14 protein-coding genes and 1 riboswitch are annotated in these 14,192 nt (G+C 51.4%); of the genes, 9 read left to right on the forward strand and 5 right to left on the reverse strand.

Annotated elements, in window-relative coordinates; genetic code table 11:
• Positions 1–24: 24 nt before the first annotated feature.
• Both MKX76_RS02740 and MKX76_RS02745 read left to right on the forward strand, forming a co-directional pair.
• Positions 25–732 carry a class I SAM-dependent methyltransferase gene (locus tag MKX76_RS02740; protein ID WP_341032952.1) on the forward strand — a complete coding sequence of 236 codons (708 nt, stop codon included), beginning with the start codon at positions 25–27 and terminating at the stop codon, positions 730–732.
• Positions 733–734: 2 nt separating this feature from the next.
• Entirely contained in the window at positions 735–1,220 is a 486-nt protein-coding gene (locus tag MKX76_RS02745) for an NUDIX hydrolase (RefSeq protein WP_251537474.1), read from the forward strand.
• A 148-nt stretch (positions 1,221–1,368) separates the two neighbouring features.
• Here the strand turns inward: MKX76_RS02745 and MKX76_RS02750 are convergent, their stop codons facing one another.
• Both MKX76_RS02750 and MKX76_RS02755 read right to left on the reverse strand, forming a co-directional pair.
• Positions 1,369–2,619, reverse strand: a complete 1,251-nt coding sequence (locus MKX76_RS02750; RefSeq protein WP_007132176.1) for a methyl-accepting chemotaxis protein — start codon at positions 2,617–2,619, stop codon at positions 1,369–1,371.
• Between the two features lie 212 nt (positions 2,620–2,831).
• Positions 2,832–3,554, reverse strand: a complete 723-nt coding sequence (locus MKX76_RS02755; RefSeq protein WP_341032953.1) for a class I SAM-dependent methyltransferase — start codon at positions 3,552–3,554, stop codon at positions 2,832–2,834.
• A 139-nt stretch (positions 3,555–3,693) separates the two neighbouring features.
• Between MKX76_RS02755 and MKX76_RS02760 the strand changes: the two genes are divergently transcribed.
• Together MKX76_RS02760 and MKX76_RS02765 are read left to right on the forward strand one after the other, a co-directional pair.
• On the forward strand, positions 3,694–4,392 hold the full coding sequence (locus MKX76_RS02760; RefSeq protein WP_341032954.1) for a nucleotidyltransferase domain-containing protein: 699 nt from the start codon (positions 3,694–3,696) through the stop codon (positions 4,390–4,392).
• Between the two features lie 116 nt (positions 4,393–4,508).
• A complete protein-coding gene (locus tag MKX76_RS02765) occupies positions 4,509–4,607 on the forward strand; it encodes a sporulation protein YjcZ (protein ID WP_007132173.1) in 99 nt (32 codons plus the stop codon).
• Between the two features lie 74 nt (positions 4,608–4,681).
• Here the strand turns inward: MKX76_RS02765 and MKX76_RS02770 are convergent, their stop codons facing one another.
• A complete protein-coding gene (locus tag MKX76_RS02770; protein ID WP_341032955.1) occupies positions 4,682–5,287 on the reverse strand; it encodes a YkoF family thiamine/hydroxymethylpyrimidine-binding protein in 606 nt (201 codons plus the stop codon).
• Positions 5,288–5,387: 100 nt separating this feature from the next.
• A riboswitch (TPP riboswitch) is annotated at positions 5,388–5,491 on the reverse strand.
• 172 nt (positions 5,492–5,663) lie between these two features.
• Complete coding sequence (locus tag MKX76_RS02775) at positions 5,664–6,266, reverse strand: nitroreductase family protein (RefSeq protein WP_341032956.1); 603 nt, start codon at positions 6,264–6,266, stop codon at positions 5,664–5,666.
• A 531-nt stretch (positions 6,267–6,797) separates the two neighbouring features.
• Here MKX76_RS02775 and MKX76_RS02780 point away from each other — a divergent pair.
• From MKX76_RS02780 to MKX76_RS02800, 5 genes are all read left to right on the forward strand, one after another.
• The gene (locus MKX76_RS02780) at positions 6,798–7,751 is read left to right on the forward strand and encodes an ABC transporter permease (protein WP_007132170.1); all 954 of its coding nucleotides are present in this window, start codon (positions 6,798–6,800) and stop codon (positions 7,749–7,751) included.
• Positions 7,741–8,688 (forward strand): iron chelate uptake ABC transporter family permease subunit, encoded by a 948-nt coding sequence (locus tag MKX76_RS02785; RefSeq protein WP_007132169.1) that lies wholly within the window; start codon positions 7,741–7,743, stop codon positions 8,686–8,688. The genes MKX76_RS02780 and MKX76_RS02785 overlap by 11 nt, the downstream gene beginning before the upstream one ends.
• Positions 8,685–9,443, forward strand: coding sequence for an iron ABC transporter ATP-binding protein (locus MKX76_RS02790; RefSeq protein ID WP_028405359.1), 759 nt, complete (start codon positions 8,685–8,687; stop codon positions 9,441–9,443). Before MKX76_RS02785 ends, MKX76_RS02790 begins: the two co-directional genes overlap by 4 nt.
• Positions 9,444–9,807: 364 nt before the next feature.
• Positions 9,808–10,770, forward strand: a complete 963-nt coding sequence (locus MKX76_RS02795) for a siderophore ABC transporter substrate-binding protein (protein ID WP_341032957.1) — start codon at positions 9,808–9,810, stop codon at positions 10,768–10,770.
• A gap of 414 nt (positions 10,771–11,184) precedes the next feature.
• The gene (locus MKX76_RS02800; protein ID WP_341035016.1) at positions 11,185–12,609 is read left to right on the forward strand and encodes an NAD-dependent succinate-semialdehyde dehydrogenase; all 1,425 of its coding nucleotides are present in this window, start codon (positions 11,185–11,187) and stop codon (positions 12,607–12,609) included.
• A gap of 127 nt (positions 12,610–12,736) precedes the next feature.
• Here MKX76_RS02800 and MKX76_RS02805 read toward each other — a convergent pair whose 3' ends face one another.
• Positions 12,737–13,705, reverse strand: coding sequence for a Gfo/Idh/MocA family protein (locus MKX76_RS02805; protein ID WP_341035017.1), 969 nt, complete (start codon positions 13,703–13,705; stop codon positions 12,737–12,739).
• Positions 13,706–14,192: the final 487 nt, after the last annotated feature.

Genomic DNA, 14,192 nt, shown 5'->3' on the forward strand with positions numbered 1-14,192 from the left:
CGCAACAGGAAGGGAGAGATCGAGATGAGTGATTTTCAGCAAGCCCGCGAGAAGGAAATAGCTTATCACGAGCAGTTTTACGATCAAACCGCATTGTTTGAGCAGGGGACCTGGCTGGCGCGGCCAGTAGCCGCGGTTATGGATCATCTGGAGCTGCTGAAGGTCCAGAACATGCGGGTTTTGGATTTAGGCTGCGGCGTCGGCCGGAACAGCATTCCGATGGCTCAGCGGATCCAGGACATGAACGGGACGGTCGTCTGTGTGGATCTGCTCGAGTCGGCAATCACGAAGCTGCGGCAGTATGCCGAGCAGTATGGCGTTGCGTCCCATATCGAGACGCACGTGGCGGATGCCCAGTATTTTCGAATCACGCCGGGCATGTATCATTATATTGTGGCTTGCTCCTGCCTCGAGCACCTCACCTCGGAGGAAGCGTTCGTTGCCAAGCTCGAAGAGATGCAGGAAGGCACCGCTCCCCTTGGTATCCACTGCATCATGATCAACACGAATGTAAAGGAAATGGATGTGGAGACGGGCAAGGAGCAGGAGGGCTTGATCGAACTGAATCTTCCAACGGAACGCGCCTTCTCGATCCTGCATCGTTTATATGCCGATTGGGAGATCCTGTGTGAGCGGCAGGTCCATAAGGAAATTCCCGAGGTCCACGACGGCAGGGATATAATGTTTTGCGGCGAATGGATTACCTTCACTGCACGAAAAGGAGCGCGGTAAGTTTGGAGAAATATACCCATCTCGGCATTTATGGCGTATTGATTCGCAGCCAGCGCCTATTGCTGGTTCAGAAAGCTCGGGGTCCTCATCGGGGGAAATGGGATCTGCCCGGCGGATCGGTCGAGTTCGGAGAAGAGCCCGAGCGAACGCTGCAGCGTGAATTTCTGGAGGAGACAGGCCTATCGTCCGTCCAGGGAACGATTCGGACTGCGGTCTCCTATACGATGATCTATCAATATGATGAGAACAGGCTGGAGGAGCTCCATCATATCGGGATCATCTATGATGTTCAGCTGGCGGATGAGCCGGCAGGTTTGAAATCGGAAGGGGACGGCGAGGATTCGTTAGGCGCGGCATGGATTCCGCTGGCGCAGCTGAGCGGGCTGCCGCTGACGCCGTTTGCGGAGATGATGGCTGAACAGATCATGGGCGAGGACGATAAGCGGATCACGAAGAATGATCTCAAGCCGCATATGAGCGAGGAATAATTGGTTTTTCCAAAGTATTTTCTTGTGAAACGTAAAATACGGCTTCCGCGATCCAGGATCATCGAACCAGGAGGAGCATCGTGAAATGCAAAAAGCAGGCCCGACTCGGAGTGAAGCCGATTCAGGCCTGCTTCTGTATGTAATTCAGCTAGAATTTGAAAATATTGATCGTCTTCTGCAGCTGGAAGACAGCGTTGTTCATTGCCTCTGCTTCTTCGGCCATCTTCTTGATTGAGGTAATCCCCTCGTTCATGGAGGCGGATACCTGCTCCGTCCCTGCTGCGGACTGCTGGGTAATGGCCGAAATGTTCTGAATGGCGGCGGATATGCTCTGCGCGCTCTCCAGCATGGACTCGCTTTCCTTGGAGAAGGCGGCAATCTGCTCGGTGATGTACTGCACGCTGCTTACGATCTGCATGAAGACTTCCTCGGCTTCCCGGATCAGCTCCGTTTGTTGGCGCACGACATCCTCATTGATCTTAATGTTCTGGGTCGCATGCTTAATGTCTGCCTCAATGCTGCGAACCAGATTGAACACTTCACGCGTGGAGGAGGTCGATTCCTCCGCGAGCTTTCGAACCTCCTGGGCTACAACGGCAAAGCCGGCGCCGTGCTCGCCGGCACGGGCCGCCTCGATTGAAGCGTTTAATGACAGCAAATTCGTCTGATCGGCCAGCTCGGATATCGTTTCGGTAATTTTCGTAATGCCTTTGGCGTTTCGCGCGAGCGCATCAATGGATTCGGATACTTTGGCCGTTGCCTCGATATTTCGCAGCATGCCGGCCGATTGCCGGGATACCGATTCTCTTCCTTGCTCCACCAGCTGCAAAGTTGCCATCGACCGGGAGTTCATTTCATGGGTAGAGTGGGTGTAATTGCCGACCTTCTCCTCGATTTCCTTGATCGAGTCGGTCATTGCGGACACGTCCTCCGATATTTCGCCTGCTCCGACGGCCAGCTCTCCTGCAGAAAGCGATACCTGGTTCATGACCTGGATAAGCTCCTGATTTTTCGTTGATATATTCCGGCTTGAAGCCATGACGCTGCGGGTAATGTCGGAGGTTTCCTGAAGGATTTTGCGGAGCTTGTCCACCATGCTGTTGAAGGTTCTGCTGAGATCATTCATTCCGCCCATCTCTTCTACCTGGAAGGTAAAATCTCCTTTGGCAATTTTGGCGGAGACGCTGGAGATTTCGGAGAACGTGCTCGTAAGCGCTCTCTCAATGACACGGGAAAGTGGATAAGTGAGTCCGATTAGCACCGCAACAAGTACGATACCAATGACCGCTTTGCCTACGAGTATAAAGGCGATCAGCATTGGAAGCGCGAACAAGGCGGCAATGAGATAACAGGCTGCTGTGATTTTTTGAGCGATCGGGAGTCTGTTGAACCATGCCATACGAATGAATCCTCCTCAAGCTATATAGGATATTTTTACCATGATTATATCATCATGCGACAAAAGTAGATACAAGGAATTACAAAATTTTCAATCGGGTGAGTCTAAAGACCCTGACAAAGACCTGAAAGCCCCTGACCTCTAATCATCCTCATAAAAAGAATAGAGCGGATTTCAACGCGGATGCGCAAAAAACCCGCTCCATCGGCTGTCTATTTCTCTGCCCGGAACAATGCGGAGGCCAAATATTCGGTGTTATCGAGAATCATGCGGTCATGCTTAAAGACCGTCTCCCAGAGTGCAAGGTCGAGCAGTATTCCTTTATCCCGCTGCTCATAGGCATCCAGATGGCGTGTCTGTTCCTCCTTCAGCTTCTCGTTGAAATGATTGTATTCCAGCACCTCGGCCTGCTTGAAGCCGCTGCCCAGCAGCGCATCGCGCCATTTCTCCCGGTCCATGAGGCGGGGGATGCCGAAGAAGGCAAGCAGCTCGTCGAGCTGCGGTTCAGGCATGCTCTTATCCAGAATCAGCTCCCTGTCCAATAAAATTCCGCCGGCATCCAGAACGCGGTAATATTCCGGAATGGAGCGCGACGTATCGGTGAAGACGGTGACCGACTCGGCCAGAATGACATCGAATTGATTGTCCGGAAAAGGCAGCGAGCATACGTCGGCCTGAAGAAATTCCACATCCGTGCCCATCGCCGCTGCTCTTGCTTTTGCTTTTGCAATCATATGCTCATTCAGATCAATGGCCGTCACTTGGTAGCCTAGGCCGGCTAGATGGCAGGCCGTTCGGCCGGTTCCGCAGCCAACCTCCAGAATTCGGCTGCTCGGCCGGATGGGGTGCGAATTCAGCATTCTCAGTGTGGCCTCGAATCCCCCGGGGTGGGCGCTGCCCATCCCTAATTTGGACAGCATGTTAATGTAATTCATCGAATTGATCCCTACTTTCGTTATCTGCATAAGGATATTTGTTTATTTACCATATGATTGAGGTACGTTTGGGGTTTTCGCTGAATTTACTATTTTGAGCCCTTTTTTTGAAGATATGAGCGGTTTGGGGGAAATACGCATGAAGATGGAGCCGATTCAGGCCGCAAGGAAGGTCGTGTCGGAACAATATCCGGATTGTCTGCTGGCTGTACTGGGGGGCAGTGCTTCCAGGGGAGAGCACAACGAGCACTCAGACCTTGACGTGATCATTGTGGAGAGAGAAGGCGAAGGGCTGAGGAGAAGGACGATTGAAGCTGCCGGCTGGATCGTAGAGCTGTTTATTATATCTAGCTCCGGCTATCGCGAAGATTTTGACGCAGGCATCGTTGCGGCGAATCCGACACTGCAGCGGATCATGGCTGAAGGCATCGTTCTCTGCTCGGTACCGGAAGGGGAAGACATTCGCGCGGAGGCCCAGGCTGATCTGGATTACGGTCCGCTGCCATTAACGATGTCCGATATTGACGCAGCCCGGTACATGATCACCGAATACATGATGGATCTTAAGCAGGCCAAAGGGGACGGGGAAGCCTGGTTTACCGTTCAAAAAATATCGACTTTGCTCTGCGAGTTTGTTCTGAGGGTTAACCGGCAGTGGACGGGGGAAGGGAAGACGCTGTTCCGGCTAGTCTCCGGCTTCGATCCGCATTTTAGCGAGCGGTTGGTGCAAGCGCTGGAGGCGATGTACCGTACCCGGCAATCGCATCAGCTCATGAAGCTGTGCGAGCAGGTTTTGCTCCCTTACGGAGGCCAGCTGCTTGCCGGATATGAAGAATAAGGCCATGGCTGGGGGAAAAGACAAGCGGTACAGCTGCCGTGACCGTCGTTCTTTCCGGCTCATACCTTAAATATGTGATGACATCACGTATTTCAATAAATCCAGGAGGGATCGTCATGAGCGGAGCATATGGTGGAGATGTTTGGGGCACATCAACGGGTATTATATTGGTTCTCTTTATCCTGCTCGTAATCATCTCGCTTGCTTGGGTTTGAATCAAAGGCGATACGCGGTGGATAGCACAAGGACTCGGCATATGGCCGGGTCCTTGTTTGCTTAAGCATGCATATTAAACGCTTTTCTGCTTGGGCGATGGACTGTGCGCGGAGACGACAGCGGTCATCACGAGGTGGCTGGTATCTGTTTGGATGGCATGCTTGAACGCATCCTCGAGGGATTCGAATACTCGAGAGAGCGTTCCGTCGAGACGGCTTGCGTAATGGACGCTGCCCCCGAAGGTTCCCTTTTTCTTGGCGCGCTGCACTTCTCCGTAGATAATATCCATATAATGCTCGGTTCCGAGCGGATACAAGGCGAACTGGCAGGCGGTTTCAATATCCGCGTGTGGTCCAAGCTCGCTGTTTAACACCCGGGAATCCTCGGACATATAGACATCCGCATCCGTATCGCCTGGGCAGCCGATGGAGTAGGTTCCATTAAAGACTGTATGTACGCCGGAAGCTGCCGCATGGGCGAATATCGCACGGGTAACGTCAAATACGTGCTCGGCACGTCCGCGAACACAAGTGCTGACATCATCGGTATGAATCCATACCTTATCCGTGTGCACAGACTCCAACGCCCCCATAATCACTTCGACGAAGCGGTCCGTCATCGGCAATACCGAGAACCGGCAGCCAACAATCCGGCTGGTTCCGCATGCTAACTCATTCATTGTAGATTCCTCCTGCAGCATAAATTTGAGAACGCAAAATAACGCAAAAAAACCGCACCCTAAGGGATAAGTGCGGCGATGTCTACGCGAACAAAACATAAACATGAACGCTACACTTCCCCACGCTAGCATGACCTAGATCGGGTAATAAGGGTTAACGGCGGTTCTGCCGTTTCTCAGCACAAGGCACCCCTAGTACAGCAACACAAGATATGAAATTTTGTTTTGACCGGCCGGTCCAAGCTTACGAAAGAGGGCGGCTTCTTACTGGGTAATTGTAACGTCTCTGCATCGAAAAAACAATGTCAATGCAGCAAAAAACCGCCATGAGGAGCTTTAATAGGCTTCCTGATGGCGGCTCTTTGTCTTGTTTCGCTTACTTGTAAACTTTCACGCGATCTTCAAGCGGAGCAAATTCCTTGTCCCCTGGCTCAGCGACCGGCTTGCCGAACGGCATTTGCGCAATCAGCTTCCAGTTTTCTGGGATGTTCCATTCCGCTTTTACTTTTTCGTCGATCAGCGGGTTGTAATGCTGCAGGGAAGCACCCAGTCCTTCGGCTTCCAGCATCGTCCAAACGACGAGCTGAAGCATGCCGTTCGACTGATTCGCCCATACCGGGAAGTTGTCGGCATAGAGCGCAAAGTTTTGCTGAAGCCCTGCGATGACATCGTTGTCTTCGAAGAACAATACAGTGCCATAGCCTGCGCGGAAAGAGGCCATTTTCTCAGCGGTGGATTTGAATGCTTGCTCGTCGCCCACCACTTCCTTCAGAATGCCTTCCGTAATATTCCACAGCTTGTCATGCTGCTCACCAAGCAGAACGACCGTGCGTGCGCTTTGGGAGTTGAAGGAAGAAGGCGTGTATTTCACGGCATCTTTCACGATTTCTTGGATACGCTCATCGGAGATGACGGAATCCTTGCTGATCGCATAGTAGGAACGGCGATTTTTAAGTGCGGTAAGGAAGTCTTTAGACATGTTGATAAACCCTCCTGAGTCATGGTTTGGATTGCATACGCCTGATAAAAAGATGTCCTATCATTCAAGCAAATATGCATCAAGGTGATCGCTGAAATAGGTTGAATTATTATTCCTTAACAACTTACTAATTGTAAGAAATAATACTTCCGTTAGTATGTTATTATATTACATTGGTCATTGTCAACCCTGTGATTGAGAATTTATTGATGAAATACCCCGTGATTTGGAGCCAAAACAGGGGGCTTAAATTTTATTTCCTATTAATAAGAGGGGGCGAGGAGAACAATAGAAGGATTGAGGACAACAACGGCTAATTTCTGCCAAGCTTCATATTATGAACAATTGATGAACAAATCATGCAAAGATTAAAAATTTAATTGAGTTTGATTCTCAATTATACTTGTCGGTTGAGAATGAGGGTGATATAATGCTTATCAGAGCGTAATTGATAATCAATCTCAATGAGAATGATAACTGAATTACGAGCTGACGAAATGATTTAGAGACATATGCATAGAAGGAAGAGCCATGAAGATCATTTACTTAGCCGCAGCCGTTGTGGCGCTTTCCATCGTCTCCTTATTTATCGGAGTCAAGGATATTTCGCCGCTGGACTTATTCTCCATGACGGAACAACAACAGCATATTATGCTCGTCAGCCGCTTGCCGCGTCTAGTCAGTCTAATCCTGGCGGGAGTCAGCATGAGTATCTGCGGATTGATCATGCAGCAGCTTAGCCGCAACAAGTTCGTATCGCCGACAACGGCGGGAACCATGGATTCCGCAAGACTGGGAATTCTCGTTGCGATGCTCGTATTCACGACAAGCGGACCGCTTGTGAAAATGCTGGTGGCTTTTGTATTCGCTCTGGCCGGCACGTTTATCTTCATGAAGATCCTGGACCGGATCAAGTTCAAGGATGCGATCTTTATTCCGCTCGTTGGACTCATGTTCGGGAACATCGTAAGCTCGATCGCTACGTTCTTCGCTTATAAATATGATCTCATTCAGAACATGTCCGCATGGCTTCAAGGCGATTTTTCCATGATCATCAAGGGACAGTACGAACTTCTGTATATCAGCGTTCCGCTGGTCATCCTGGCCTACCTGTTCGCCAACAAATTCACGGTTGCCGGCATGGGTGAGGAATTCGCCACGAACCTTGGACTTCATTACCGGCGCGTCGTTAATTTGGGCTTGGTCATTGTAGCGCTGGTAACCGCATCCGTCGTATTGACGGTCGGCGTGATTCCTTTTCTCGGTTTGATCATACCGAATATTGTAAGCCTGTATCTGGGAGACCACTTGAAAAAAAGCCTTTCCCATACCGCGCTGCTAGGGGCCGGATTCGTTCTGTTCTGCGATATCCTTGGCCGGATCATCATATACCCATACGAAATTCCGATCAGTCTGACCGTGGGCGTGCTCGGAAGCGGTATTTTCATTTACTTACTGATGAGGAGAAAGGCTTATGACTTATAGAGCCAAAATCGGCCTGCTGGCCGCGGTGGCAATTATCCTGGTGGCGGCCTTTCTGTTCATCGATCTTGGCGGCAGTTGGGATTACGCCTTCCCGCGAAGAATCAAGAAGGTGCTGGCCATTATTCTGACCGGCGGGGCGATCGCCCTGTCTACCACGGTGTTCCAAACGGTCACGAATAACCGGATTTTGACGCCGAGCGTCATGGGATTGGATTCTTTATATATTTTGATTCAGACGACAGTCATCTTCGTATTCGGTTCCTTTACGCTGTACAAACTGGGCAGCAACGCAAATTTCCTGATCAATGTCGGGGCCATGATTCTGTTCGCCGGCGTGTTATACCGGCTTCTGTTCCGGAGGGAAGGCAACAATATTTACTTCCTCCTCCTAATCGGCATGATCTTCGGAACCTTGTTCTCCAGCATGTCCTCCTTCATGGAGGTGCTGATCGATCCGAACGAGTTCCAATACGTAGCGGATAAAATGTTCGCCAGCTTTAACAATGTGAAGACCGATCTGCTGATCATGGCGAGCATTGTCGTTGCCGTTACGCTCCTGTACTTCGCAAGATTCACCAAGTATTTGAATGTGCTTGCGCTCGGGCGGGAGCAGGCGATCAACCTCGGCGTGAACTACGATTATGTTGTAAAGCGGCTGTTGATCGTCGTGGCAGTGCTGATCTCGGTTGCTACCGCGCTGGTGGGTCCGATCACATTCCTTGGACTGCTGGTCGTCAACGTTGCTTATGAATTTATGAAAACCTACCGTCATTCCTACTTGATATCAGCTTCCATACTGATCAGCGTCATCGCATTGGTTGGCGGTCAATTGATTGTAGAACGGGTGTTTACCTTCTCCACGACGCTCAGCGTCATCATCAATTTCATCGGCGGTGTTTACTTTATATACCTGCTATTAAAGGAGAGTAAAGCATGATCCAGGTTACGAACGTATCGAAAGTCTATGGCGGCAAAAAAGTCGTCGACAACGTGTCGGTTACGATCCCGAAGGGCCAAATCACGTCCTTTATCGGTCCGAACGGGGCCGGTAAGAGTACATTGCTGTCCATGATCAGCAGATTGACGGGCAAGGATAGCGGACAGATCATGGTGGACGGCAAAGAGGTCAGCCAATGGAAGAGCGGCGATCTGGCGAAGAAGGTTTCGATCTTGAAGCAGTCGAACCACATCAGCCTCCGCCTGACGGTACGCGAGCTCGTATCCTTCGGACGTTTTCCTTACTCCCAAGGCAGGCTGACGGCGGAAGATGAGAAGTACGTGGATGAAGCGATCGCGTATATGGAGCTTCAGGATATGCAGCATAAATACCTGCACCAGCTCAGCGGCGGTCAAACCCAGCGCGCCTACATCGCGATGGTCATTGCCCAGAACACCGAGTATATCCTGCTTGATGAACCGCTGAACAATCTGGATATGAAGCATTCGGTGCAGATTATGAAAATACTCAGAAAGCTCGTCACCGATCTGAACAAAACGATTGTCATCGTCATTCATGATATCAACTTCGCGTCTTTTTACTCCGATTACATCGTGGCGCTGAAGGATGGAGCGATCGAGAGCGAAGGCCGGACAGAGCATATTATTCAGAGCAACGTTCTTCGCGGCATCTATGATATGGACATTGAGATCGAAGAGATTAACGATAACAGAGTGTGTGTATACTACGCCTAACGTAAGGTTGGAATATGTGTTCGGAGGATTCGAGCCCGGAGCAGACCGCGAGAGGTGCGGTTCTAGCGAGTTCCTATCCGTCCGGACAGACCTGGCTGCCTTTTAGAAGGACGGCACGGTTCTATACGCCCTCTTTGTATTACAAAATCAACCAAATATTCAAAATATATGTATATCCATATTGTTCTTGATTACAGCCAGGAGGGATGAACGGTTATACATAGGATCATAACGTTGGGTAGGATAAGCTTAACCGGGCTTGACCAAAGGGTTGTTTGCGACAAACATAAATGCAAAAGCACGACATGCAGTCATAAACCATGTATTACGAAATATAAAAAATCATTCAAACGGGGTGGAAGCAATGAAAAAATGGTTAGCGTTAGTTATGGTAGCAATGTTCACTTTTGTACTCGCAGCATGCGGACAGGATAAGGAGGCAACAGGAGCAGCCGGCGGTGATACGAACACGCCAGCTTCCGAGGAGATTACGATTAAGCATCAGCTTGGCGAAACGCCTGTGAAGAAGAATCCTACGCGCGTTGTCGTATTCGATTTCGGAATTCTGGATTCCTTGGATAAGCTCGGCGTAGAGGTGTTGGGCGTACCGCAAGCGAATATTCCTTCGTACCTTTCCAAATTCGAAGACAAGAAATACGAGAACGTCGGCAGCCTGAAAGAGCCTGACTTCGAGAAAATCAACAGCATCAAACCGGACCTGATCATCATTTCCGGCAGACAGCAGGAGGCCTATGAGGAGCTTAAGGAAATCGCGCCTACGATCTTCTTGGGCGTGGATACAAGCAAATACATGGAATCCTTTGAAGAGAACATGAACACGCTCGGACAAATTTTCGGCAAGGAAGCCGAGGTTGAGCAAGAGCTGAAAACGATTGAAGACAGCATTAAGGCACTGAATGAAAAAGCAACAGCAACAGGCAAAAACGCACTGATCATTCTTGCGAACGAAGGCAAAATCAGCGCATACGGACCAGGATCGCGCTTCGGCATCCTGCACGATGTGTTCGGATTTAAAGCGGTGGACAGCAACATTGAAGTAAGCACTCATGGTAAAGACATTTCGAACGAGTATATTGTAGAGAAAAATCCGGACTACCTGTTTGTCGTTGACCGCGGCGCTGCCGTAGCTACAGGAAACGGCGAATCCGGCGCTAAAGCAGTCGTGGAGAACGAGCTAGTCAATACAACGAATGCTGCGAAAGAAGGAAACATCGTGTACTTGGACCCTGACTTCTGGTACCTGTCCGGCGGCGGATTGACTTCCGTATCCGAAATGGTTAAAGAAGTGGACGCGGCCATCAAGTAATAGTGAAGGACATGAAGACTCATTCATAATACAAGCTCAATTCAAAAGATGGCGGTACCGGATTATTCCGTGTCCCGCCATCTTTCGTTGTGTGCGCCCGGCATGGGCGATAACTCGGCGGTGAAAGTCCGCTACAGGCTTGGCAGTAGGAAATGTTAGCCAAGGGCAAGGGTGTCCGCTGCGAGGCGGAATCTGAAGAAAGCCGGAGGCAAACCCTCGGTCCGACGAACAGAATCACATATAAGGCGCGGGGGTCCGGCTAAAGCTATGGTCTTGTCGTCCCTTCTCGTATTTTCGTTTCTTTGCTTTGGATCATCGATTATCGGATAATAAAGAATATGGCAGCATCCGTCGAATCAGGGTTTAAGTTGCAGGATGGCTGCAGTCTTGCAGGAAGACAGGAGGATATATATGATGTTTCGAGATCAAATATACATCGGCGGCCAATGGATCCGGACCGACAAGTCGATTGAGGTGTTAAATCCGGCGGACGGCAAGGTGATCGGGACCGTGCCGAAGGCCGGCAGAATCGAGGCCGAACAAGCCGTGGATGCCGCGGCTGAAGCATTCGGGCATTGGTCGGGACTGACGGCCCAGGAGCGCGGGGATCTGCTTCGCCGCTGGTTTGAACGGATCAGCGAGCATACCGATGAGCTGGCGCGGATCATGACGATGGAGCAGGGCAAGCCGCTGAAGGAGGCGGCAGGGGAGATTGCCTATGCGAACAGCTTTGTCTCCTGGTATGCGGAGGAGGGCAAACGCATCTATGGCGAGACGATTCCCGCTTCGTCGAACAAGAAGCGGATTATCGTAACCAAACAGCCGGTCGGAGTCGTTGCTGCGATTACGCCTTGGAACTTTCCGGCCTCGATGATAACCCGTAAGGTCGCGCCGGCGCTGGCTGCGGGCTGCACCGTGGTCATCAAGCCTTCAAGCGAGACGCCGTTTACCGCCATCAAGCTGGTGGAGCTTGCGGAGCAAGCGGGCATCCCAGCAGGGGTGATCAACCTCGTGACGGGTCCTTCTGGCGAAATCGCGGAGGCGTGGCAGCAGGACGGCCGGGTGCGGAACCTGTCCTTTACCGGCTCGACCGAGGTCGGCAAGAAGCTGATGGCCGGGGCGGCCGCGAATGTGAAGAAAATATCGCTGGAGCTTGGCGGGCACGCTCCGTTTATCGTGACGGCGCATGCAGATTTGGAGCAGGCGGCTTCGGGTTTGATCGCGTCCAAGTTCCGCAACGGGGGACAGACCTGCGTCTGCGCGAACCGGATTTATGTCGAGGAGCGAGTAGCTGAAGAGTTTGCGGAACGCGTTGCGCGGCTTGCTTCCGAGCTGAAGGTAGGTAACGGCCTGCAGGAAGGTACCGATATTGGACCACTCATTAACGAGGACGCAGTGGATAAAGTGGTGAAGCAGATTCAGGATGCGAAGGCGAAGGGAGGCGTCGTGCTGACCGGCGGAAAGAAGCTGCCTGAGCTCGGCGATCGCTTCGTGGAACCGACCGTCATTATGAACGCTACCGATGACATGGCGTGCATGCAGGAGGAAACATTCGGGCCGCTGGCGCCGATCACCACCTTCACCGCCATCGAGGAGGCGATTAAGCGTGCCAACAACAGTCCGTACGGGCTGGCGGCTTATGTATTCACGCAGCATCTCGGGGAAGCGGTGCGAATCGCCGAAGCGCTGGACTACGGCATCGTGGGCGTGAACGATCCCGTTCCGTCTACAGCCCAAGCGCCGTTTGGAGGCTTCAAGGAAAGCGGGCTTGGACGGGAAGGCGGGCATTACGGGATCGATGAGTTTTTGGAGGTCAAGTACATTTCGCTTGGTTTGTAGTTTGATGGCAGTGTAATTGCAGTTCATTTATGTTTATGATTTGTTCGTGTATTGGCATTGGAGAACGGATCTAAGAAGGGCGATCCCCGTTGACGCTGCGGGATCGCCCTTATTGCCATGCATGATATTATTTATTAGATGATAGCTGAATAACCTGGCCGGTCTCTGCGGATTCGTTCGCGGCCAGCGTCGCTTCAAGCGTCTTGAGGCCTTCCTCATAGGATGCCAGAACCAGACTGGGATCTTTTTGCCGGATGGCTTCGACCAGCGCATCAGTCAGGTTTTTATAAAAGTTGGAGTTGCTGCGGTAAATCGTTTCTTTCCCCTTCTCGACAATGGACAGCGTCGTACCGTCGAGAACAAGGCGGAAATCCCGTCCCATGATTTCGACGCCAGTGCGATGGTCGAATTGGATGAATCCGGTTTGCATCTGTCCAAGCGCTCCGGATTCGAGCACGAACTGGATGACGCCGACATCCGGAATGTCCAGATCCGGGATATCCTTCACGAGAAGCAGATCCATATTCGCGTACAGATTGGTAATGTCGCCGCATAAATAGCGGACCAGGTCCAAGGTATGCGTAGATTGTTCCACGAGCTGGCCGCCCGATAGCTCTTTCTTGCGCCACCATGGTGTCGGTACAGGCACGGTGATGTAATGGGCGCGAACCATTCCGATTTTCTTGTCCTTGAGATAATCCTTTGCGATTGCAACCGTATCCAAATAACGCAAGCAATAGCCGGAAGCGGCAATAATTCCGCTGTCCGCGATGGCTTTGGCCTTGCTGCGGACAGCTTCGAGATCAAGTCCGAGCGGCTTCTCTACCATCAAATGAATGCCTTTCGCTGCCGCTCGCTCTTCCAGATCGCCGTGGCAGAACGGCGGGATGCAGATATACAGCACATCGAGCGGCTCCTGTTCGATCATGACGCTGCCGTCCGTATAATAAGCGGCTCCGTATTGCTCCGCCTGTGCCTTGGCGAGTGCTTCGTTGGAATCGCAAATGGCGGCGAGCTGCACATGCTCATGCTCGTGGAGATTTTTGATGTGTACGGCGCCCATCCCCCCGGCCCCGATTACGCCTGCTTTAATCATTGGCATTGATCACTCCTAGTGGTTAGGTTAACGTACCACACCCGTTCCGGTACGTAGTCCTCGTGATTATATCCCTGATTTCCATATTATTCAACACAGTAATTTTCTCTTAATACCGGAAGACAGCCGAAATAAAGCCATAGGAAGCATAGGGGCATTTAGGGATGCAAGGATTCATGCACATGCCGGCTCAAAGCACATGTCAGCTGCATGCATATGCCAGCTTGAAGCACAGCCGGCTCGAAGCACATGCCAGCTCGAAGCACAGCCGGCTCGAAGCACATGCCGGCTCAAAGCACATGTCAGCTGCATGCATATGCCAGCTTGAAGCACAGCCGGCTCGAAGCACATGCCAGCTCGAAGCACACGCCAACTCCACGCACATGCCAGTGCGAAAACACATGCTAGCTCCACGCACCGAGCGTACGGTGACAAACTCAAGCTTTATGAGGCTGCCTTCTGTAAATTCCCTTGCAGTGTCCCAAGG

Source organism: Paenibacillus sp. FSL R5-0810 (assembly GCF_038002285.1).
Taxonomy (GTDB): Bacteria; Bacillota; Bacilli; order Paenibacillales; family Paenibacillaceae; genus Paenibacillus_AQ; species Paenibacillus_AQ lactis.